General features: G+C 38.7%; 21 protein-coding genes. 8 read left to right on the top strand and 13 right to left on the bottom strand.

Annotated elements, in window-relative coordinates; translation table 11 throughout:
• Positions 1-41: 41 nt before the first annotated feature.
• Positions 42-1,436: a TldD/PmbA family protein gene (locus A0J48_RS02250; RefSeq protein WP_200319929.1), complete on the top strand. Its 1,395-nt coding sequence runs from the start codon at positions 42-44 to the stop codon at positions 1,434-1,436.
• Between the two features lie 166 nt (positions 1,437-1,602).
• Here the strand turns inward: A0J48_RS02250 and coaE are convergent, their stop codons facing one another.
• The 6 genes from coaE to A0J48_RS02220 form a co-directional block, all read right to left on the bottom strand.
• A complete protein-coding gene (gene coaE, locus A0J48_RS02245; RefSeq protein ID WP_200319927.1) occupies positions 1,603-2,187 on the bottom strand; it encodes a dephospho-CoA kinase in 585 nt (194 codons plus the stop codon).
• A 60-nt stretch (positions 2,188-2,247) separates the two neighbouring features.
• Positions 2,248-3,096 carry a uroporphyrinogen-III synthase gene (locus A0J48_RS02240; protein ID WP_325078191.1) on the bottom strand — a complete coding sequence of 283 codons (849 nt, stop codon included), beginning with the start codon at positions 3,094-3,096 and terminating at the stop codon, positions 2,248-2,250.
• 157 nt (positions 3,097-3,253) lie between these two features.
• Positions 3,254-3,964, bottom strand: coding sequence for a uroporphyrinogen-III C-methyltransferase (gene cobA, locus A0J48_RS02235; protein ID WP_200319925.1), 711 nt, complete (start codon positions 3,962-3,964; stop codon positions 3,254-3,256).
• Between the two features lie 116 nt (positions 3,965-4,080).
• Complete coding sequence (locus tag A0J48_RS02230; RefSeq protein WP_200319923.1) at positions 4,081-4,545, bottom strand: tetratricopeptide repeat protein; 465 nt, start codon at positions 4,543-4,545, stop codon at positions 4,081-4,083.
• 15 nt (positions 4,546-4,560) lie between these two features.
• Entirely contained in the window at positions 4,561-5,502 is a 942-nt protein-coding gene (locus A0J48_RS02225) for a homogentisate phytyltransferase (RefSeq protein ID WP_200319921.1), read from the bottom strand.
• Positions 5,503-5,639: 137 nt separating this feature from the next.
• A complete protein-coding gene (locus A0J48_RS02220) occupies positions 5,640-6,482 on the bottom strand; it encodes a methyltransferase domain-containing protein (protein WP_200319919.1) in 843 nt (280 codons plus the stop codon).
• A 127-nt stretch (positions 6,483-6,609) separates the two neighbouring features.
• Here A0J48_RS02220 and A0J48_RS02215 point away from each other — a divergent pair, with 127 nt between their 5' ends.
• Positions 6,610-7,944, top strand: a complete 1,335-nt coding sequence (locus A0J48_RS02215) for a TrkH family potassium uptake protein (protein ID WP_200319917.1) — start codon at positions 6,610-6,612, stop codon at positions 7,942-7,944.
• Positions 7,945-8,169: 225 nt separating this feature from the next.
• Positions 8,170-8,865, top strand: a complete 696-nt coding sequence (locus A0J48_RS02210; protein WP_200319915.1) for a potassium channel family protein — start codon at positions 8,170-8,172, stop codon at positions 8,863-8,865.
• Positions 8,866-9,111: 246 nt separating this feature from the next.
• On the opposite strand, the gene A0J48_RS02205 is transcribed toward A0J48_RS02210, so the two are convergent.
• The 3 genes from A0J48_RS02205 to A0J48_RS02195 all read right to left on the bottom strand — a co-directional run bounded on the left by A0J48_RS02205 (position 9,112) and on the right by A0J48_RS02195 (position 11,957).
• Positions 9,112-10,245: a tetratricopeptide repeat protein gene (locus A0J48_RS02205; protein WP_200319913.1), complete on the bottom strand. Its 1,134-nt coding sequence runs from the start codon at positions 10,243-10,245 to the stop codon at positions 9,112-9,114.
• A 180-nt stretch (positions 10,246-10,425) separates the two neighbouring features.
• Positions 10,426-11,541, bottom strand: coding sequence for a tRNA preQ1(34) S-adenosylmethionine ribosyltransferase-isomerase QueA (queA, locus tag A0J48_RS02200; protein ID WP_200319911.1), 1,116 nt, complete (start codon positions 11,539-11,541; stop codon positions 10,426-10,428).
• Positions 11,529-11,957 (bottom strand): hypothetical protein, encoded by a 429-nt coding sequence (locus A0J48_RS02195; RefSeq protein ID WP_234300671.1) that lies wholly within the window; start codon positions 11,955-11,957, stop codon positions 11,529-11,531. The genes queA and A0J48_RS02195 overlap by 13 nt, the downstream gene beginning before the upstream one ends.
• A 136-nt stretch (positions 11,958-12,093) precedes the next feature.
• Between A0J48_RS02195 and A0J48_RS02190 the strand changes: the two genes are divergently transcribed.
• The gene (locus A0J48_RS02190) at positions 12,094-12,483 is read left to right on the top strand and encodes a hypothetical protein (protein WP_200319909.1); all 390 of its coding nucleotides are present in this window, start codon (positions 12,094-12,096) and stop codon (positions 12,481-12,483) included.
• A gap of 71 nt (positions 12,484-12,554) precedes the next feature.
• Here the strand turns inward: A0J48_RS02190 and A0J48_RS02185 are convergent, their stop codons facing one another.
• Complete coding sequence (locus A0J48_RS02185) at positions 12,555-13,052, bottom strand: YraN family protein (RefSeq protein ID WP_200319907.1); 498 nt, start codon at positions 13,050-13,052, stop codon at positions 12,555-12,557.
• 23 nt (positions 13,053-13,075) lie between these two features.
• Here A0J48_RS02185 and A0J48_RS02180 point away from each other — a divergent pair, with 23 nt between their 5' ends.
• Both A0J48_RS02180 and A0J48_RS02175 read left to right on the top strand, forming a co-directional pair.
• Positions 13,076-13,579: a pentapeptide repeat-containing protein gene (locus A0J48_RS02180; RefSeq protein WP_200319906.1), complete on the top strand. Its 504-nt coding sequence runs from the start codon at positions 13,076-13,078 to the stop codon at positions 13,577-13,579.
• A 609-nt stretch (positions 13,580-14,188) separates the two neighbouring features.
• Positions 14,189-14,539 (top strand): hypothetical protein, encoded by a 351-nt coding sequence (locus tag A0J48_RS02175; RefSeq protein WP_200319904.1) that lies wholly within the window; start codon positions 14,189-14,191, stop codon positions 14,537-14,539.
• Positions 14,540-14,614: 75 nt separating this feature from the next.
• Here A0J48_RS02175 and A0J48_RS02170 read toward each other — a convergent pair whose 3' ends face one another.
• A complete protein-coding gene (locus A0J48_RS02170; protein WP_200319902.1) occupies positions 14,615-15,601 on the bottom strand; it encodes a cyanophycin synthetase in 987 nt (328 codons plus the stop codon).
• A gap of 585 nt (positions 15,602-16,186) precedes the next feature.
• On the opposite strand from A0J48_RS02170, the gene A0J48_RS02165 reads away from it, so the two are divergent.
• On the top strand, positions 16,187-16,423 hold the full coding sequence (locus tag A0J48_RS02165; RefSeq protein WP_200319900.1) for a hypothetical protein: 237 nt from the start codon (positions 16,187-16,189) through the stop codon (positions 16,421-16,423).
• A gap of 74 nt (positions 16,424-16,497) precedes the next feature.
• On the opposite strand, the gene A0J48_RS02160 is transcribed toward A0J48_RS02165, so the two are convergent.
• Positions 16,498-17,172 (bottom strand): 5'-methylthioadenosine/S-adenosylhomocysteine nucleosidase family protein, encoded by a 675-nt coding sequence (locus tag A0J48_RS02160; RefSeq protein WP_200319898.1) that lies wholly within the window; start codon positions 17,170-17,172, stop codon positions 16,498-16,500.
• A 336-nt stretch (positions 17,173-17,508) separates the two neighbouring features.
• On the opposite strand from A0J48_RS02160, the gene A0J48_RS02155 reads away from it, so the two are divergent.
• Positions 17,509-19,224, top strand: coding sequence for an asparagine synthetase B family protein (locus A0J48_RS02155; RefSeq protein WP_200319896.1), 1,716 nt, complete (start codon positions 17,509-17,511; stop codon positions 19,222-19,224).
• A gap of 261 nt (positions 19,225-19,485) precedes the next feature.
• Here the strand turns inward: A0J48_RS02155 and A0J48_RS02150 are convergent, their stop codons facing one another.
• Positions 19,486-21,723: a CHASE2 domain-containing protein gene (locus A0J48_RS02150; protein WP_200319894.1), complete on the bottom strand. Its 2,238-nt coding sequence runs from the start codon at positions 21,721-21,723 to the stop codon at positions 19,486-19,488.
• Between the last annotated feature and the right edge of the window lies 1 nt (position 21,724).

Here is a 21,724-nt window from a genome sequence, read left to right as displayed (position 1 = left end):
AGTTGCAAAATAAATACAGTTTGTGATCATCACTAACAAGAATGCCTAAATTACTTGCTGACGTACAAAATTTACTCTCTGATTTGATCTCCCGCTATTCCTCCAGGGTAGATTATCTGATGATTCGCTTGGAAGAAGCAGAAGGAACAGATATCTTGTTGCGTGGTGACAAGGTAGAAACTCTCAGCGAAGGTATTTCTATCGGTGGCCATGTTCGCGCTTGTTATAAAGGTGGCTGGGGCTTAAGTAGTTTCAACCAGTTAGCTACTATCCAAGAAAGAATAGAAGAAGCGATCGCAGCGGCTAGAATTGTGGGAGATGAGGAAACCATACTTGCACCCATTGATCCAGTCAAAGCCATCTGCGAGTTACCACTGATAGGTATCGACCCGCGTACAGTTCCCCTCAAACAGAAAAAAGAATTGTGCGATCGCTATACTGAATTATTAAAAAGTGTTGACTCCCGTATCACTACCACCTCAGTCCGCTATGGTGACAGCGCCCAAAAAGTAATTATTGCCACTTCGGAAGGAACTCTGATTGAGCAATCTTGGGTAGATATGGAAATGCGCTTTGCGGCTACTGCTAGAAATGGCGACACCGTACAAACAGGTAGAGAAACCATTGGTTCACGCAAAGCCTACGAAGATTTAGTAAATTTAGATACCCAAGTTCAAAGTTCTGCCCAAAGGGCTGTGACAGCCTTATCATTACCACCAGTTAAAGGCAATACTTATACCGTAGTTATTGATCCGATACTGACTGGTTTATTTGTGCATGAAGCATTTGGACATCTTTCCGAAGCAGACATGGCTTACGAAAACCCTGATTTATTGGAAGTTATGACCCTGGGAAGGCGCTTTGGGTCAGAGGAACTGCAAATTTTTGATGGTGCTGCACCCCAAGGACATCGTGGTAGTTATTTTTACGATGATGAAGGCACACCTGCGACAACTACGCAATTAATTCAAGATGGGGTTTTAGTCGGACGTTTGCATTCTCGTGAAACTGCGGGCAAATTAGCAGAAGCACCCACAGGTAATGCCCGTTGTCTCGATTATCACTTTTCACCCATTGTCCGGATGACAAATACCTGGATAGAAAGAGGTAAGACACCAGTAGCAGATTTATTCACAGATATCAAAGAAGGCGTATATGCACGTAACTGGTTAGGGGGGATGACCAACGGGGAAATGTTCACATTTAGCGCCGGGGAAGCTTGGATGATTAGAAATGGCAAAATAGCTGAACCTGTAAAAGATGTCACCCTTTCCGGTAACGTTTTCCAAACCCTCGCAGATATAGAAGCCATAGGTGATGATTTTTACTGGGATGAATCCGGTGGATGCGGTAAAGGTGGACAAAACGGTTTACCTGTGGGTTGCGGTGGTCCGAGTTTGCGTATTCGGGATGTAGTTGTGGGGGGAGAAAGTTAAATAATTGATAATTGATAATTGATAATTGATAATTGTTTAATTCAAGGTTTAAAACCTCTCCTTTCAAGGGTAAAAAAGCCAAAAATTTCGCTTTTTCAATCCTCTGACTTTAAGGGAGAGGTAATTGTTCATTGTTAATTGTCCTTTGTTGAATCATATTTCTATATTATTTTTTCATCGCCATATCTACTTGTTGTAAAAGAGATTCTAAACTAGAGGAATTATCTAAAACAACATCAGCACGGGCAATTTTTTCTGATATTGGTAACTGACTCTTAATTCTAGCTGCTGCTTGTTCATGAGTTAAATTATTCCGCTGAATTAATCTTTGCTGTTGCTGTTCTGCTGCACAAGATACCACCCAAATTTCACTAACTAAATTTTCTAAACCTACTTCAAATAATAGCGGAATAACTAACACTAAGGTATTTGCAGATGATGTATTAATCGCTTGAGAAAAACAATTTCTCACATAAGGATGAATAACATTTTCTATCCAATGTCTTTCTTCTGGTTGATTAAAAATAATTTCTCCCAACTTGGCACGATTTAAATTAGCATCTGCAAGTAAAATTTCTTGACCGTAACGTTGGGCAATTTGTGCGAGAATAGAAGAGCCTACAGATACAGCATCTCTCGCATAAATATCTGCATCTAAAATAGGTAAATTATAAGCAGTAGCTAAATAATCAGCCACTGTACTTTTACCTGTTGCAATACCTCCAGTTAAACCAATTAATCGTTTAGTCATTAGTCATTAGTCACTGGTTACTTTCTTCCCTGTCACCTGTCACCTGTCACCTGTCACCTGTCACCTGTCACCTGTCACCTGTCCCCTGTTTGCCCATTTAATAATTGCTTTGAGTAAACCGTCTACGGTATATTCTTCGGCTTCTATATCAACTCGACCGAATAAATCAAAACAAGTTTTGGAAGTTTGGGGACCGATGGACGCAATGCAAGTTTGGTTTAAATATTGTGTAATTCCTTCTGGAAATTTAGCTGCTGTTAATAGACAGAAAAATTGTACGGTTTTAGAACTAGCAAAGGTAATGACATCTAAAGTGTGATTTCGTAAAGCTATTTCTGCTGCTGGGGGAATAGCTTGGGGACAGCAAGATTCATAAGCAGGAACTTCAATGACTTCTGCACCTTTGTCAGTTAATTCTTTAACTAAAACTTGTCTTCCTCCACTTTCAACTCTGGGAAATAAAATCTTTTTACCTGTGAGGCTTTCAGGAAAGTTAATAGCTAAAGAGTCAGCAACAAAGTGGGGAGGAATAAAATCTGGCTGGATATTGTATTTTTTTAGAGTTCTGGCTGTTTTCTCACCTACAACAGCAATCTTGACATTAGCTAAGACGCTTTTATCTTTGCCTTTGGTCTTAAGTCTCTCAAAAAAGTATTCTACACCGTTGCTAGAAGTCAGAATTATCCAGTGGAAAGTGGATAAATTAGATATTGCTTGATCTAAAGGTTTCCAAGTCGAAGGGGGTACAATTTCTAAAGCGGGTAGTTCAATCACTGTAGCACCTGCGGCCGCAAGGCGATCGCTAAATTGGCTGGACTGTCCAACAGAACGGGTAACGAGAATGGTTTTACCTGCGAGGGGAGAGGAGGAGGTTTCAGGAGATGGGGATAGAGGAAGATGACTATGCACGATGTTATGGTTAGAGGAGTAATTAATAATAGTTTATAATTTTTGATGATATATACCAATACTAACCCATTTGTGATATCTGAGTTGTGGTATTAGCTAAATCCTAAAATACGCAACTTCTCAAAGATGTCGCGGATATTATTTTTTTATAAAAACTTTATAAAAACTTCCGCAACCCCACCACTTCCCCAACTACAATGACCGCAGGAGAGAGAGATAAACCCGCAGTCTGTGACAAAATATTACCCAGTTCACCTGTCCAGATTTGTTGATGCGGAGTTCCTGCCCAACGAATAATAGCTATAGGTGTGGAATGAGAACGCCCATATCGTAACAGTTGATGGACAATCTCCGCTAGATTTTTTCCCCCCATCAAAATGACTAAGGTTTCTAATCTGGATAACGCTTCCCAGTCTAAACCCTCTGGTTCATGTGCTGTCAAAACAGCAAAACAGCGACTGAGTACGGTATCTGTTAAAGGTATTCCTGCTAATAAAGGTGCTGCTAAAGCTGAAGAAATTCCTGGGATAACTTCAAATTCACAACCCGCAGCTTTTAAAGCTTCTATTTCAGAAATGCAGCGACCAAAAATAAATGGATCACCGGATTTAAGTCTAACAACTTGTTTTCCTTCCTGGCAATATCTGACCAATAAATTGTTAATTTCTACTTGGGGAGTGCTAGGTTTACCACCACGTTTCCCCACATCTAATTTTAAACAATCTGCTGGTACACAATCTAACAATTCGGCATCTACTAAAGCATCATAAACTAATACTTGAGCAGATGCTAAAAGACGATAGGCTTTAACAGTTAAATAGGCCACGTCTCCAGGCCCAGCACCAACAAGATAAACTTTTTTAGTCATTAGTTCAGAAGAAGGAGTATGGCTTACGCCACGCTTCGCTATCAGGAGTATGGCTTACGCCACGCTTCGCTATCAGAAGTAAGAAATAAGAAGAAAGATAAATATTTCTCTATTCCCTATTCCCTGTTCCCTATTTCTTTGAGAATTCTATCTATTGTTTCTGCTTTTTGAGGTTGACGTTGTTTTTGGAATAAATCTTTTGATGTTTGTAAATTTTTAATTGCTTCTTCCTGATTGTTTTGCAATAATAAAATATTTGCCAATCTTAGGTAAGCGTCGGCGTTTTTAGGACTGCGGTTAATGACATAGCTGAATAATTCTTTGGCTTCGTCAATTTGGCCTTGATGGCTTAAAATATCTCCCAATAATAACCGCACTACATCATTAGTAGAATTAATCGCAATTACTTGACGGAAAGCTGCTTCTGCACCTGCATAATTTTTCTCTTGAAACAGCTTAATACCTTTCTGGAATAAATTGGATGTGATTAATGTTTTCCAGGCAAAATAAATCAGAAAACCTAGACTTACAGATACTAAAGAAATGGCAAATACGTTACCTATTGGAGATGTTTCTAACATAATTTTAAGTACATTTTAAGCAAAAATACAAGCTAAGGGAAAAATGAAGTATTCGACAAAAAACAGTTTCCAGATAAATTGATAAAAACGAGCAAGATCATTTTTATCTTGTAAGTCTACTTTTCTGCTTTGTATCCACATCACAATCAAGGGTATGATATGGGTGATAAACAAAAAGATAGAGTTAACTTCTGCTAACCGTAAAACTCCAACAAAAATCATGCCCACATAGCAAACAGTTAACACCCAAAGCGCCAGATTAAATACTGCTTTTTGACCTAGTTGTAGAGTCAAAGTAGTAATATTATAAAGCTTATCGCCTTCCATATCAGGGATATCTTTAAAGATGGCAATGGCAAATGTAAACACCAAAATAAATACAGTCAAAACCCAAACAGCGGCGGGTATTCCTTGGCTTCTTTGAAATAACCAACTAAAATGCAAAAACAATCCTAAATTAACAATAGTACCCCGTACTGAAAAAATACACAAAGCCGCCCAAAAGGGAAACTGTTTCAAGCGCACAGGTGGTAAAGAATAAGCAGTACCGATGAACAAACTTATGGCTACCATTCCTAATAAAAAGGGACTGTTTAGCCAAGCTAAAACTAAAGCTAAAATCCCAGTAATAATAACAATTAAATTTCCCTGTTCTCTGGTAAATTCTCCTGAAGCTAAAGGTAAGTGAGGCTTATTGATTTTGTCAATTTCTACATCTTCCAACTGGTTCAAACCAACAATATAAATATTGCCAGATATGCAAGCTAACCAAGTTCCCAAAATTTGCCCAAGATGAACTACAGAAAAGCTTGTAGATGTAACACCAAGGGTTAATAAATATAAACCCAACACACTCAAACTGGTGCCAATAATTGTATGTGGTCGAGAAAACTTCCAAAAAGCATACAGCCAACTTCCTGGAAAACTAGGCGAATTTTGTTGAAAAAACTGATTCATTACTCGATTTTAGATTTTGGATTTTAGATTTTGGATTGATACCACGCATAAATCCGAAGGCTTGTATCATTAAGCAACTCTCGGAAAATTACAAATTATGAATTGTCAATTATCAATTATCAATTGTCAATTATCAATTATTTCTTCCCACACAACAAGCCAAACCGAATTAAACCCCGTTCATAACCCCGACGCATCAGCCCCAAAGAAAGCGCCCCTTGAATTGTACTCCAACCAGAAAACAGTAACCCAAAAAATGCTTGGGGAGTAAAAGCCGAGTCAATAACCACATTCCAAAAAGGAGCAACAGCCGTTGACCAATCAGCGGTGCGAATGTGGTTTAATGGTAATTGATGTGCGATCGCCTCATACTCTGGCAAAGAAATCACATAAGGTAAACAATAAACCCGATAGATATCCTGCAAATGCTTTTGTTCATCCGCTGTTAATGGTGAAATATTCGTAGGTCTATGACACCATGTCACCATAATCAAAGTACCACCGGGCTTTAACACTCGATAACACTCTTGTAAAAACTGAGTTTTATCTGGCATATGTTCACCGCTTTCTAGTGACCACACCAGGTCAAAAGAATCATCAGCAAAAGGCATTTCTTGAGCATTAGCCACCAGAAAATGACTTCTTTCACCTAAATTAGCCTCCAAAGCTCTTTGAGTCGCTCTAGCAGCTTGTACAGGACTAAGTGTAATCCCCGTTGACTGAGCATTAAACTTTTCAGCCAGGTATAAAGAACTGCCACCAATACCACAACCTACATCAAGGATATTGTCTGCATCCTTGACACCTGACCAGTTCAGCAGTTCTTCAATTAAATCAATTTGCGCTTGACGACGGTCTTTTTGCTGCTTACCATCTGCACCGTAGTAGCCGTGGTGCATATGTTCTCCCCAAATCTGTTCCCACAGATCAGAGGAAGCATCGTAAAATTGTTGAATTTGTTGATAAAGTGTTGTACTCATGAATCTATCCAGATGAAGACCAAGCCCAATAAAAAAGCCCAGTAAAAAAATATATTGTTAGGCTACCATCTGTGTAATTAATTAGATCAGGCAATTTTTCTTCCAGAGGAAGATTTGTAAATTACTTATGACTGTTGCTCGGAGTATCTGCTTGGGATTTTTGGCTGTCATCCTGCTAGGAACTCTCCTTTTAATGATGCCTTTCTCAACTAGCAATGGTATGTGGAATGACCCCATTGTAGCACTTTTTACTTCAACTTCCGCAGTTTGTGTGACTGGGTTATCAGTAGTTGATCCTGGTACTTTTTTTTCCTTTTGGGGTCAATTGTTTATCACACTATTGGCTCAAATTGGTGGTTTAGGATATATGACAACTACCACATTTTTGATTTTATTGATTGGACGGAGATTTGACTTGCGACAAAAAGTAGCAATTCAACAAGCTTTAGACCGTCCAGGAATGAGTGGTAGTACGCAAATTATCCGGTCAATTATAGCTACAACCATGATTTTTGAAATCACGGGAATCTTTTTATTAATGCCGGCTTTTGTGCCTGAGTATGGTTGGAATCAAGGAATTTGGTTAGCGATATTTCATAGTGTTAATGCTTGGAATAATGCTGGTTTTAGTTTATTCAAAGATAATTTAATCGGCTATCAAACCTCTGGTTTAGTTGTTTTCACCATCACCGGCTTAATTATTTTTGGAGGCATTGGTTATCAAGTAATTTTAGATATGTATCTTTGGTTGCGTGATAGATTTTTGAAAAAACCTAATGCCATTGTATTTTCTCTTGATTTTAAAGTAGCAACCAGTACGACTTTGTTATTGTTAGTGTTGGGAACAGTTGCCTTTCTTTGTATAGAAATCAGAAATCCTCAAACCTTTGGGAATTTTAGTTTTTCTGACCAATTATTATTAGCTTGGTTTCAATCTGTTACCCCCAGAACTGCTGGATTTAACACCATTGATATTGGGAAAATGACGGATGCTGGCTTATTTATTACCATTGCTTTAATGTTTATTGGTGCCAGTCCAGGTGGTACAGGAGGAGGTATAAAAACGACTACATTGAGAGTTCTGACCAGTTGTACAAAAACCATACTTCAAGGGAAAGAGGAAGTTTTACTCTATGACCGTAAAATAGCAATATCACTGATTTTGAAAGCTGTGGGTGTAGTTTTTGGTTCTCTAGCTACGGTGATAGGTGCAACAATCTTAATTAGTCTGACAGACCCTAAATTAGAGTTTATTCAAATTCTGTTTGAGGTTGTATCAGCATTTGGTACAGTAGGTTTATCTACAGGTATAACCGCTGGCGTTTCCCCAGCAGCAAAGCTAATTTTAATTATCACAATGTACATTGGACGAGTCGGTGTTTTATTATTAATGTCAGCTATATTAGGCGACCCTCGTCCTAGCAGAATTCACTATCCTGAAGAAAATTTACTGGTTGGATAATTAGTGATTCAATTTTAGATTTTAGATTTTAGATTTTGGATTTTGGATTGCATAGCTGTAGACAAGGCGCTTAGGACATTAACTAAAACTAAAACTTAGACACTCAAAGGCTTTTACCACTGTCACCTGTCACCTGTCACCTGTCACCTGCTATATTTAACCAACTCTAATCTAAAATATAAAAATTTATGCCCTATTCCCTATTCTCTAACAACTGACAAAATTATGAATCTAGCATCATTAAAATTCTTTAAAAGTTTACGCCAAGATAACCAACAATTTGCTGTAATTGGGTTAGGTCGGTTTGGCCGTTCTGTATGTTCTACATTGCACAATTTAGGTTATCAAGTTTTAGCAACTGACGTTGATGAAAAGCTGGTTGCGGAAGCATTAACGGAGGAAATTGTCAGTCATGCAGTACAATTAGATTCAACTGAACCTGCGGCACTCAAAGAAGCTGGTATTTTTGAATTTGATACCGTAATTGTGGCTATTGGTAACTATATTCAAGAAAGTATTATCACTACTCTCAACGTTAAAGAAGCTGGTGTACCTCATGTAGTTGCTAAAGCTTCTAGTGAAGTTCACCGCAAGCTGTTAAAAAGAGTGGGAGCAGATCATGTTGTTTTTCCAGAATATGAAGCTGGTTGTGCTTTAGCAAGAACACTAACTAAACCATCAATTTTAGATCGATTTGACCTCGATCCAGATAACAGTATTGTTGAAGTAATTGTTCCTGATGAATTTCATGGTAAAACTGTTGCAGAAATTCAACTGAGAAATCGTTATGGTTTAAATTTATTGGCAGTAAGTCAGGATGGTAAATTTAAGATTAATCCTGACTCTAACAAACGTTTAGAAAAGGGTTCCGCAATGGTAGTTATTGGCTGTAATAAAGATATTAATCGGTTGCCAATTTGAAGGTGACAGGTGACAGGTGACAGGTGACAGGTGACAGGTGACAGGTGACAGGTGACAGGTGACAGTGAACAGATTAATAACTGATAACTGATAACTGATAACTGTTCAACAATGGACAATTACTTCTCCCTAAAAGTGAGAGGATAGGGAAATAGGAACTTTTGGACTTTTTCGCCTTTCTAGGAGAGGTTGTAAACCTGGAATGAAACAATTGTCAATTATCAATTATCAATTGTCAATTTTCACCTACGGCTTTGGTTCAACTGGTTGAGGAACATCAGTAGAATTCTTTTCTGCTTCCGGTGTTTGCATTCCTGGTGTTTGCGTTTCTGGTGTTGGTAGAACCACATCACTGTTAGTAGGAGTAGGAGTGGTGGTGGGAGTTGCGGTTTGTGTGGGTTGAGGTTTTTTCGGTGTTAAATATTCGGTGATTTTCTGTGTCATATCGTCAATTTTGGCAGTTTGCTCAGTGTTTCCTTGTTCACCATATTCTTGACGAGCGCGTTTAAATGCTGAATTAGCTGCCTTTAAATCACCTTGATTATATAAAGTCACTCCTAAATTGTAGTAGGCTACAGCATTTTTGGAATTTTGGCGAATAGCTTGTTGATAAACTTTAATTGCCTCAGCAGATTGACCTTGAATGACTAACAAAGCACCTAAATTATTGTAGGCTACAGTATTTTGAGGATCTAACTTCAAGACTTGACGATAGTTAGAAATTGCTTGTTCTATTTGCCCTTCTTGTTGGAGTGCGATCGCTAAATTAAAGTAAGCATTAACATTGTTACCATCTAAATTTACAGCTTGCTGGTAAGCGGCGATCGCTTCTTGACGCTGTTCTTGTTCATACAATATTAAACCCAAATTATAATGAGCAGCCGCCATTGTCGGATTTGCTACTAAGGCTTGCCGATAAGCAGCAGTTGCCTGTTCTTTCTGTCCCTGTTTTTGCAGAGCTACCCCTAAATTGTAATAAGCCTCCCCAAAATTGGGAATCAGTCTAATCGCTTCCCCATATTCTTGTATAGCTAAATCTAAGCGATTTTGCTCCACCAAAATATTACCTAAATAATTCCGTGCTAACCCAATATTGCTATCTCGCTGTAAAGCTTGACGAAAGGCAGATTCTGCACCTTGTAAGTCTTGGCGTTGATAGCGTGTCACGCCTAGTTGGTAGAATATAGCTGCATCCAAATCCTGAGAAACTGCATTTTGTGCCAACAATTTACTACTAGGTAAATCAATAATTGTTGGTAAAGCCAATACTAAAAATGCCGAAGCAGCAAACAACAATCCTAATCTTTGTCCAGAAATTTTGTAAAAAGATGCTTTAACTTGACTGTGTAACCACTGATTAAATTGCAGTTTTTTAGACATAAAAGCAGCCCTGTATCTATAGCTGAGATCCTCACAACTTCAGAGTACCCATAACTACATCAAAAATTCACAATTCAATTCGTAATTCGTAAAGAAGGGAACAGGGAACTCTTAACAGGGAACAGGGAACAGGCAAGAGTTGATGAAGTTTCTAATACCCCACACCTTACACCCTACACCCTACACCCTTTCCCCTGCTTCTGGCAAAATTAGCATGGCATCACCAAAGGAATAGAAACGATATTGAGATGCGCTCGCTTGTTGATAAATTTTCAATAACCTTTCTCTACCAATTAAGGCACTTACCAGCATCAACAAACTAGAACGGGGTAAGTGAAAATTCGTAATCAAACCTTCTACTACCTGCCATTGATAACCAGGATAGATAAACAAATTTACCTTACCCACATAAGGCTGTAATTCTCCAGATTGGGCTGCACCTTCTAAAGCACGGACTACTGTAGTCCCAACAGCAATAATTCGCCCTCCAGCGGCTTTAGTAGCCCGGATTTTTTCTACTGTAACTTCGCTCACTTCAATCCATTCAGAGTGCATTTCGTGAGTGGTGACATCTTCCACTTCTACAGGACGAAATGTACCTACACCAACGTGCAACGTCAAAAAAGCTTGATGAATGCCGTGATCGCGCAATTTTTCTAAAAGTTCTGGTGTAAAGTGTAATCCTGCCGTTGGTGCTGCGATCGCCCCAGTTTGTTGAGCATATACAGTTTGATACTGTTCATCAGCCGCAGTAGAAGCAGTAATATAAGGAGGTAAAGGTATTTCGCCAAATTTCTCCAACACCTGCACCAAAGACACATTCTCCGGTAAATCAAACTGTAACAACCGTCCCCCAGTCGCATCATCCCTATCCACAACTGTAGCCGTCAGTTCAGTACCCAGGGCTAATTTGTCTCCATCAAAAATAATCTGAGTTCCCATCTGGAAATACTTTCCAGGCTTCACCAAAGCCAACCAACAGTTATGCTGTCTTTCTTCCAACAGCAACACTTCCACCTTTGCCCCTGTAGACTTGCGACCATACAACCTAGCGGGAATAACTTTTGTATTATTCATTACTAATAAATCTCCCGGTTGTAGGAGTTCAGGCAAATCCCGGAAAATATGATTTAAGGCTGGTATTTCTACACCTGTACGCGGAGAATTTACCACCAGTAAACGAGAACTATCTCTAGGAACAGCCGGATTTTGGGCAATCAGTTCCGGTGGAAGTTCATAATCATACCCAGATAATGAACGGTCTAAATTAATATCTTGTATCTCTAAGTCAGACATTTCCTTAAAAGATCGGTTAGAAACCGCATATACACAGCAAAAACAGCAATTAGTTCATGTACTAATTGTATGATATCCGCAAGGAACGGACTATTATTTGCTAGTGCTTCTAATTCTTCTACTGCTTGTCTTTGTACTTTCCCTTTTCCTAAAACTCTCAAAAACAGCGTTTCAGGTGTACTGGGTAGCTGATGAATCGCCACAACTACGGTTTTTAATACTTTTGGTAAAAAATAGATGCCCTTTCCCCAGTTTGTTTCATCCAGAGTACCATTACAACCCTCTAGTATCTCTACTGATACTGTAGGCGTAAAAATCCATAGTTGGGGTAATTCGGTTTCACCTATTCGCATCTCATTACGTTTGGCTTGCCGTTCTAAGTCTGCATGAATGTCAAACAATTTACCTCTTGCCAATGACTAATGACTAATGACTGATAACTAAAATTGGGTAAATCTCCCCATACAAAAACGGGGGCTTTTACCCTAGCAGGAACTATCCTTGATTCAGGAAGATAGAGATGTAGGATTGGATTTGATCCCAAACACCATCATGGAATACTTATATTACCTAGCAAATGCTAGTCTAACGCTCAGGGTCGTTCAACACCTGCACGGTAGACCCCAAATTCCTGTTTCCTTCATCACCGTAATTCATCAAATTGATGGTTGGGTAGTGAGAATCAAACTTAGAGATCCTATCTCAGCCCAAAACGATGGTGATTTTCGGGCTTTCTGCAATGAATTAGGTATTAGTTACGAGCCACCAATGCGGGTACAAATGGCACTTTGGAGCTTGGAGGCGGGACAGTATCCTGTGGATGTAATGCGTCGCTACCAAGTAGCAGTTGTATCTCATGGTAGCCCAGAAAAAGAGGAAATAGAAGCATTCCGACAACAATTCGTCAGAGGTTTGGGCTATTGCCCAGAAACACTAGCTTGAAAATATGTCACAAGTGACAGGTGACAGTGAACAGAGAACAGTAAACAGTGAATAGACTGATAACTGACCAATTAGCAATTATCAAAAGCTGCTGGAATGTAATCTTGCAGCTTAAACTCATATCCGGGAATTGACAAACTAGCTAAGGTTTTTGAAGTAACTATTCCCTGATCAAGATTTTTTGATAAACGTTGGCAAAAGACAATAGCCACATCAAAGCGGCATGGAAAATCAGCCTTTTCAGGATACTGGGCTAAAAACATTCCTGCTGTGTGACAGAGTTTTGCTTGCTTTTTTGCAGTAATGGCGCTTCTACCTCCTGCATCCCAATTCCCTGCACTGCGGGTTTTTACCTCTACAAATGCCAGTATTGAATCCTGATGATAGCTATTTTGATGCTTGGGTGCGACTTTATTGTCGTCAGACTGAGCAATAATATCAATCTCTCCCCAACGACAAGAAAAACGACGGTGTAGAATTTCCCAACCTGTAGATTGTAACCATTGTGCTACTAGGTCTTCTCCTATGTCACCGATATCTGGATAATTAGATGGAGGAGGTTTAGGCATTATCAACATCAATTAAAAATATCATGAATACTAAGTATCGAATCTTGTCTCTCATACTCAGTTTATTGCTGTGGGCAATTATTCCCATTACAGCATTAGTCGGTTTAGCATCAACGGCTTTGGCATTAGAATACAACAAAGAAATTTTGATTGAAGCTGATTTTTCTCACCGTGATTTAACAGATTCTAGTTTTACCAAAGCTAATCTTAAAAAGAGCAATTTCAGTGCTGCTAACTTGCGTGGTGTGAGCTTTTTTGCTGCAAATCTAGAGTCAGCAAACTTAACTGGGGCTGATCTCACTAATGCTACCTTGGATTCGGCGCGGTTGATTAAAGCAAATTTAACTAATGCCGTATTAGAAGGTGCTTTTGCCGCTAATGCTAAATTTGATGGTGCTATAATTGATGGTGCGGATTTTACTGATGTATTGCTGCGTCCAGATGAGCAAAAAAAATTATGCAAATTGGCCAACGGTACTAATCCTGTCACTGGTAGAGATACGCGGGAGACTTTGTTTTGCTCATAGTTGGTAATATTCAGCTATCAGTAGTCAGCAGTAACACCCTGTGAACAAAGATATCCCCAACTTTTTGAAGTAGTTGGGGATCAGAGTAGTTGAGCGACTGCCGAACTCGTAAGGGTGTAAACCTGTCGTCTAATGGCGAGTCTGTGAACTAAGAATCTCCTGCCTAAAGGCCAGGAGAGTGTCAACTATTTAACGTCAAGATGAGATGGGTGAAGTGATTGAGGCATTTAACCCCCTTTAAACAAATATTTCAAAGAGTGCGAAAAGAAATTAGCGATCGCAGTTGCTAAAATGGCGCTGGATATACAAAAGAATATTTCTCCATTTAAAACAGCAGGGAAACCATTTCATAATCCATCAAATAACTCGAACTAAATTAGCACTCTCAGCTGACAAGTGCTAAATTTTAAATAAATTTTAAAACCTGGAATTGAGGTAGTAATTCTGTGTTTTTGTAGTTATAGTTGAATATATAAGAATAATATTTGATTTTCATAGCTTGCGTGGCGCAGCCCTAATTATTCATCACTAAAGAGAAGAGGAAATAGGTGACAAGTGACAGTCAAGAGACTAAAAACTGATAGCTGATAACTGATGTGGAGGAATAAAATGAAATATACTTTTGATATTGTGGGAGTATCTCCAGTTTTATATTTTTTCAATCATCAACAACAGAGTGGGCAAAAACCCCAACCACAAGGGGTTGAATACGTGGGAACTCAAACTTGTACACTAGATGCGTTTCTGGAATCTGTGGAAACAGTTGCACCAACTGGAGGTTGGAATTTAGATCAAGTAGTAGATACAGTAATTCAGTTTTGGTTGAACAATGCAGAGACTATTCAATATTGGAAAACCAGATTACAAGATGCTGGTAGAGATAATTTACTAGTGGCTAGGGTGGCAGATATCAAAGCTTTACAAGCTGAATTTGAATCTCTACTGGGTAAAAATTGGTGAGTTATTCGACTTGAGATTTGGGATTTGGGATTGAATCCACTTCTTGATCTCCTGACTCCTGAATTCTTAGCAGATTTACTCTTTTTCTAATGCTTGCAGAATTTTGCGATATAAATTTTCTACTTTCTGTATTTGCTTCTCCCCAAGGGAAGCATAATGAGCTAAACCAGGGGCGCTGTTAATTTCTAACAGGGTATAATCTACCAATGGTTGAGTAATATCAGTAGTCAGAATATCTACACCGGCTAATCTCAAACCCATATCTTTAGTGATTTTAATCGCTAGTTGCTGAAAATCAGGATGAAGATTTTCGGTGAAATCTATGGAATCTCCTCCAGTAGACAGATTAGCATTATCTAAAAGATAAACTAAAGTATCCTTGGCAAGGATGCTATCAAAAGTGAGGTGTTGTTTTTGTAATTTTTGAATAATGCGGAAATCTTCTAAGTCTATTAATATCTTTTCACCTGTTTTGATTAATTGTTCCCGTTTGATTTCTAGTAATTTTAGAATAGTAGATTTACCATCACCAATTACAGATAAAGGAATTCTTTGATAAGCAGCAATTATTTCATTATCTAATACCAAAATTCTAAAGTCATTACCGCTGTAGAATCTTTCTACTATTAATCCAGAATTAATGTTAAAAATTCTGGCTGCTACTTCATAATATTCTGATTTGTCATATACTTTTGTAACTAGGATGCCTAAACTAAGATTTAATGGCTTAACAATTACAGGTAATCCTAATTCTTGGGCATAATCCCAACCATCATCGACATTTCTAGGGTTGGCTATTTTTGCACATATTTTTTCATTAAAAAATGTTTTACCTTCTGTAACTTTATAACCAAGTTGGTGCAAAAAATAATTAGAGAAGCCTTTATCTTGAGCTAAATGTGCAGATCCAAAACCATTAATATTTAGTCTAGTGTTATTAAAAACAGTTGTTTTTCCATTTTTAAAAGTAATGTGTCCAATTAGTTCCGATTCAGGTTCAATTAAAACACTAGCACCCATTTCTATGGCTAATTTTTGTAAAATTACTGTAATTAATCTCATATAGCATTCCTCGTAGATTTGTCAGCTTACTTATAAAATTAGGCAAGGGAGAATACGCAACAGATTCTCTCACATATTCTTGAGAAATGCTACAAGTATTTAGCAATTTATATTTAATGATATTTAAATACGGTGTGATTATTTTATCAGGAAAAGTGTGGTTTTATTTACAAACTATTCCGCACTGTTTTGGTGAACTTGGTTTTTGTATCGTCACAATGCTGTAAGATATATTGAGCGTAAGGATTTAGCCGTCAGCAGTCAGTAAGAAAGAAGAAAACCATCAATAATAGGTTGTATATTGCTCTCATTAACACTGGTGTAATTTGACCAAAGGAAGGGGAGCATCCTGATTATTAACTCAGTCTCACTCTAGATAATAGCTGATTACTGATTACTGATAGCTGAATACTTACTATTTATCTCAGTTTTATTGCCTAGTAAAAACAAGTGTGTTGCACTAAGTATTGACAATTCAAAAATTATGTAATAACAAGGTGGCATCGTCAATTAAAGGCGCTAGTGCTATCCCCCCTAAGAGACGCACTAACGCCATTTACTCAAGTTCATACGGATAATATAATCATGCCACAAAACACAGATTACAAAGATACCAATTCAGAAAATAAAGCAATTTCTTACAGAAATCGGCTGAATGGTTGGGCTATAGCTCGTGTGGCTGCAAATCAGGAGCGTGTGATTGTTGCCAGATTCCGCAGTCGATCAGACGCAGATGGTTATATTCAGCACTTACGGCAAATGGTACCGGATGGTTCTTTTGAGATTGTCTTTGATTCTCAACGGGAAGAAGTAACGATTTAAGTTTTGTATTGTTTAATATGCAGATCCCCGACTTGTTGGCAAGGTTGGGGATCTCATGCTTCAATGTGCAGTTCTTATTTGTTGGACAGGTATCTCAACCGATCAGCTACTCTTTCTAATACTTTGAGTCCTTGTAAAGAACCCCGAATTAAGCGAGTAGCAGCCAGGGGTTGACGAAGCAATGCTAAGGTGAGGGGTAAAGCTGACAGTGACCCATCGGCATTAATGGCTGTTGTCAGGTCAGGTATATCATGAAGAGCATCATCACTGACGACTCGTAACATGGCTATTGATACCCCATGCTGGAAAAATTCTAGGGCTGTGAATCCTTCCATATCGACGACATCAGCACCAGATTGTTCATGAAAATTACGTTTTTCCTTGGCCAAGGATATGATGCGATCGCTTGTTAATCCTTTCACTAAAGATACTTGCTCCCCAATGTGGTGATATATATCTGTGGTCAGGTTACTATCGCAATTGTGCCGATGGCTGTGATAAACACAATCTTGATAAAGAACAATATCACCAACTCTGTAACGCTGATTTAAGCTGCCACATAAACCCATCAGTAGCACTCGTTGATTTGGTTGATGGAAATGTTGGCAGTTTTTTTTCAGGAATTGATGTAGTGGTTGCATCCCGATGGGAACAGCTATTACCTGTGGTTGAATACCAGTTGCACGACTCAAACCACGACAGACGGCTTGGTATTCTGCTCCTTGGGGTACTAAAATTGTGTTAATCATATCATGTCCGTGGGAATACTTACGATATGTGTTGGGGCTATTAATAGGGAATAGGGAATAGGGAAAAGGTAAAGAATACAGACATTTTTGTTTTCAATCAATATGTACAATTAATTTTGCTTGGGTACTTATCTTAATCTGATAATGTTCCATTAGTGTTTTAATTAAACGAGCATGGCGAGATTCTTCTTGACCTTGGAGTGCCTTAGCGGTAGCTTACAGTTGGCAATATTATGATTTGAGAAAAAATCTGTCTACCTACTAGGTAAAAGCTGTTCGCGTAGCGTGGCGTAGCCACTTACTGATTCCTATAATTATGCCTTGTGAATTAATATTATGTTTTTTAATCTTTTAAAAACTCCTCGATCAACAATTTCCCATCTTGAAGTTACTTCTAGTTGGTGTGTAGTTTATGGCAATTTAGATAAATTAACAGTCAATGTTATTTGGCGGGATGATAAATTTGCAGTTATTTCTCCACCAGATAATTTTGCCATTAGTCCTTCACAAAGATTTATCGTAGTGGGTGATATATGGTTAAGTAATCGGTTAGAACTAATTCAAAAATTGGCAATTGATATTCATGATCATGTCAGTAATCAACAAATAATTGCACAGCTTTGGGAAAAATACAACTCTGAATCTTTAAGCCTCTTGGTGGGAATGTTTGGTTTAGTAGTTTGGGATCGAGAAAAGCAAGTATTATATTTAGGAAGAGATCCCATAGGTAGCCGGACTTTATATTACACTAACACTGGTTTAACGCGCTGGATTGCCCCAAAATTAAACACCCTTAACCCTTATCATTCCCATGATTTAGATGTAGTTGCATTGCGAGATTATCTCTGTTGTGCATTTGTTCCAGGAGAAAGAACACTGTGGCAAGATGTCCGAGAAATGCGTCCCGGAACATTTCTAGAAATGCCATTAAACAAAGTTTATTATTATTGGCAACTGCAAGAACAAATTACAGACGCACATCAGCCTTTAGAATGGTATGGTGAAAAACTGCGTTCTTTACTTGAGCAAATTGTCCAGGAATATTTACCCAAAAATCAACCTGTTGGGATATTCCTATCTGGTGGATTAGATTCTAGCAGCATTACCGCATTAGCAGCAAAATTGCATTATGCACCAGTTCACACCTATTCCATTCATTTTGGTACAGAAACACCCAATGAATTAGAATTTTCTAGCTTAGTTGCCCAACATTGTCAAACTCAACATCACATTTTAGAAATCACCTTTCGAGATATGTGGGAACGTCTACCAGAAACAATGATGTATCTAGATGATCCTATTGGTGATCCTTTGACAGTACCCAATTTATTAGTAGGAAAACTAGCAAGGGAAAACGTGCAGACTACCCTGAACGGAGAAGGTGGAGACCCTTGTTTTGGTGGACCCAAAAATCAACCGATGTTAATTAATAGTTTGTATAGTGCAATCAATAATCAAGCTGCACTGCCAGCCTATTTGATGGCTTTTCAGAAGTGCGCTTCCGATTTATCACAACTTTTAAAATCAGAAATTTACCAAAGTTTAAAAAACGAGTCATCTGTATTTGACCATGATTTAAATTCCCAGGCTAATTATTTAAATAGATTAATGGCATTGAATATTAAATTTAAAGGTGCAGATCAGATTTTAACAAAAGTGAATAACTTAACTCAAGCCGCAGGTTTACAGGGTTTATCACCGCTATTTGATCAGCGAGTAGTTGATTTGAGTATGCAAATTCCCCCCGAATATAAACTTTCTGGTGTGGAAGAAAAAGCAGTTTTGAAAAAAGCCGTGAGTGATATTTTACCAGATGCTATTATTCATCGTCCCAAAAGCGGAATGATGGTGCCTGTACAATTAGGATTTCGGAAATATTGGCAACGAGAAACAAGAAAGTTGTTGTTAAATAAAACAAGCGCAATTTCACCTTATATCAATCAGGAAATTGTCCGTAACTGGTTAGATTTTAAAGGAGATATTTGGGGCAGATATGGTGTGAAATTGTGGTTATTAGTAAGTTTAGAAATTTGGTTACAAGTAAATCGTTAACTTTGTGTCCTACCCTGCGGGAAGCCGCTCCGCGTCTATGCGTTCTTTGGGGTTAGTTCATATCAAGCCTTGGAGAAATTGCCTTTCTTTCCAAAAAATAAACTTACACATTTGGGATGCTCCCAGTCATTTTGCCAGTAGTCAGTAGTTGGATTTGGGAAATTATCAAAACAATCGGGTCTAAAACCGGACTTCGTCCAAAGTTTTTGGAGCAGGGTATAAATCCCCGTTACAACAACGGCCTTCTGCCTCCTGCCTTCGTTAAGATTGTGATTTTTGAGAATTAATCTGTTCAATTAAGGTTTTGAACTTGGTGATAATTCCTGGTGGTTTAGCGGTAAAACGAATACAAAAGTGACCTATTTGAGCAGGTTTGTCTAAGACTTTGGCATAGATATCTCCGGTTTCTTCTGGTTGATCTGGCTTGGATAAATTAAGTTTGATATTACTTAAGTAAGATGGCGGCTCGTGGAGTTCTTCATTTGCTAAATAAATCTCAGCTTCATGTTTTGAGAGTCTGATTAAGTTTCCCGTGAACAAAACGTTACCTATGTTTTTACCATCTACAACTGCGTATTCAATGGGAATGGGTTCAGTAAGGGTGCATAATTCTTCTTGGTTTTGGGGAAGAAAAAGATTGTATTCCCCAGCAATGCCAGCTATTTTATAGATGTTGATTGGTTCTTTAACTCCTTTTGGTGTGACTTGTAATTGCCGGTCAATTACTACCATTGACTCTACTTCTTTAAAAGTGGATTCAGAAATAATAATTTCGCCGCCTGTGGTGTAGCCTTCAATTCGGTAAGTTAAATTGACTTGACTGCCGACAATACCATACTTAGTACGTTTTTCAGAGCCAATATTACCTACTACCACAACACCTGTATTAATACCAATACCCATTTCTAGGGGTGGTAAACCCCATGCTGTCATTTGGGTGTTAACTTTGACCATTGCTAACTGCATGGCAACACCGCAAGCAACGGCTCTAACAGCATCGTCTTTTCTAGCAGTAGGAGCGCCAAAAAGAACTAAAATACCATCCCCCATGAATTCATCAATTGTTCCGTGATATTTAGTGATTTCATCGGCCATGCATTCCAGGTAAAAGTTGAGAATTTGCACTACTTGTTCTGGAGGTAGTCTTTCAGATGTGGCGGTGAATCCTCTTAAATCAGAGGTGAAGATGGTAATTTGTCGTCGTTCACCCCCTAATTTCAATCCTTCTGGACTTTCTAGTAAGGTGGCTACAACTTCATCATTGATGTAACGTCCGAATACCTTGCGGATATGTTCAGCAGTACGAGCAATGTAAGCTGTAATGGCAATGGCAGAACCTGTAAGTGCTAAAAATGCGGGAACCACAGGCAACCACCAACCCCAGATCAAAGCTGCGTAGGTGCTGCCTAGTAAAGCCCCTCCTGCTAGTAAAACAGTCAATATCCTCGGAAATGTCAGCAGGTTTTGGAATCGCAATTTCCAAGTCAGGAGAGCGCCAACCCCACTCCAGAATAGTATCCATAGCCATTCTTGGGGTTCTGACCAACTTTTAAACAGAGGTCGATTTCCCAAGGCGGCATTGATAATTTGGCTGGTGAGATGAGCATGAATTTCTACCCCAGTCATAGGTTCTGCGAGTCCGAGCAGTCCACTACTGTGGGGTGTAAAAAATGTGTCTCTAAAACTTTCTCCTGTATACCCAATCATGATGATGCGATCGCGTCCCCAATCTGCTGGTACTTTGTCGGTCAAAATATCAGTCATGGAAACGGTTGGAAAGCTACCCCTTTTGCCTCTGTAGTTAATTAATATTTGGTAGCCGCCATCGTCAGCACGCACATAGCCACCATCATTACTTCCAAAGGGAGTAAATTTGGCTTTCCCAATCTGGAAATCTGGGGTAGCGAGAATTCCTTCTTTTTCTAGATAATGCAAAGCTAAATACAAGCTGAAGCTGTAGACTGTTTCTCCCTTTTTAGGGTTCACATACATTAAACCACGCCGCACTTTGTTGTCTGCATCAACCACTAGGTCGTTCGCACCTACTTGATTTAAAGATTTAAGGATGGGCGGTGCCTTGACTCTTTCATACGTATTTTTGCCAACCGCTTTCTCAATCCCTAGGAGATTAGGTGTTGATTTAAATACTTGTTCTAATTCTGACGTACCAGGTGGTGAAGGTAAATCACGATAAATATCCAGTCCAATGGCTCTTGGTTGTTTGGCTTTTAGTTTCTGGAGTAATTTAGCTAAGACCTGATCTGTAATAACTGCTTGTTTCAGATTATGGTAGTCTTCTTCATTAATACCAACTATAACAAGGCGGCTGTCAGGAGGTGCTGGAGGTCGCCAACGCATATATTGATCAAAAACCCCCCATTCCCAAGACTGCAATAACCCAGCCCAACGTATCAATATGATACTTAAAGCGATTATTGGTGTGGTAATCCACAAACCTCGTTCTTGCCAAAGAATATTTTTCAGATTATTGGCATTCATT

Origin of the sequence: Sphaerospermopsis aphanizomenoides BCCUSP55 (genome assembly GCF_001586785.1) — a bacterium.
Lineage (GTDB): Bacteria > Cyanobacteriota > Cyanobacteriia > Cyanobacteriales > Nostocaceae > Sphaerospermopsis_A > Sphaerospermopsis_A aphanizomenoides_A.
Note: the sequence above shows the minus strand (reverse complement) of the source record. Positions and strands in the feature narration are given on the sequence as shown.

Coding starts and splice junctions, on each gene's coding strand:
- A0J48_RS02250 (WP_200319929.1), top strand. CDS start 42: ATGCCTAAATTACTTGCTGACGTACAAAATTTACTCTCTGATTTGATC.
- coaE (WP_200319927.1), bottom strand. CDS start 2,187: ATGACTAAACGATTAATTGGTTTAACTGGAGGTATTGCAACAGGTAAA.
- cobA (WP_200319925.1), bottom strand. CDS start 3,964: ATGACTAAAAAAGTTTATCTTGTTGGTGCTGGGCCTGGAGACGTGGCC.
- A0J48_RS02230 (WP_200319923.1), bottom strand. CDS start 4,545: ATGTTAGAAACATCTCCAATAGGTAACGTATTTGCCATTTCTTTAGTA.
- A0J48_RS02225 (WP_200319921.1), bottom strand. CDS start 5,502: ATGAATCAGTTTTTTCAACAAAATTCGCCTAGTTTTCCAGGAAGTTGG.
- A0J48_RS02220 (WP_200319919.1), bottom strand. CDS start 6,482: ATGAGTACAACACTTTATCAACAAATTCAACAATTTTACGATGCTTCC.
- A0J48_RS02215 (WP_200319917.1), top strand. CDS start 6,610: ATGACTGTTGCTCGGAGTATCTGCTTGGGATTTTTGGCTGTCATCCTG.
- A0J48_RS02210 (WP_200319915.1), top strand. CDS start 8,170: ATGAATCTAGCATCATTAAAATTCTTTAAAAGTTTACGCCAAGATAAC.
- A0J48_RS02205 (WP_200319913.1), bottom strand. CDS start 10,245: ATGTCTAAAAAACTGCAATTTAATCAGTGGTTACACAGTCAAGTTAAA.
- queA (WP_200319911.1), bottom strand. CDS start 11,541: ATGTCTGACTTAGAGATACAAGATATTAATTTAGACCGTTCATTATCT.
- A0J48_RS02190 (WP_200319909.1), top strand. CDS start 12,094: ATGGAATACTTATATTACCTAGCAAATGCTAGTCTAACGCTCAGGGTC.
- A0J48_RS02185 (WP_200319907.1), bottom strand. CDS start 13,052: ATGCCTAAACCTCCTCCATCTAATTATCCAGATATCGGTGACATAGGA.
- A0J48_RS02180 (WP_200319906.1), top strand. CDS start 13,076: ATGAATACTAAGTATCGAATCTTGTCTCTCATACTCAGTTTATTGCTG.
- A0J48_RS02175 (WP_200319904.1), top strand. CDS start 14,189: ATGAAATATACTTTTGATATTGTGGGAGTATCTCCAGTTTTATATTTT.
- A0J48_RS02170 (WP_200319902.1), bottom strand. CDS start 15,601: ATGAGATTAATTACAGTAATTTTACAAAAATTAGCCATAGAAATGGGT.
- A0J48_RS02165 (WP_200319900.1), top strand. CDS start 16,187: ATGCCACAAAACACAGATTACAAAGATACCAATTCAGAAAATAAAGCA.
- A0J48_RS02160 (WP_200319898.1), bottom strand. CDS start 17,172: ATGATTAACACAATTTTAGTACCCCAAGGAGCAGAATACCAAGCCGTC.
- A0J48_RS02155 (WP_200319896.1), top strand. CDS start 17,509: ATGTTTTTTAATCTTTTAAAAACTCCTCGATCAACAATTTCCCATCTT.
- A0J48_RS02150 (WP_200319894.1), bottom strand. CDS start 21,723: ATGAATGCCAATAATCTGAAAAATATTCTTTGGCAAGAACGAGGTTTG.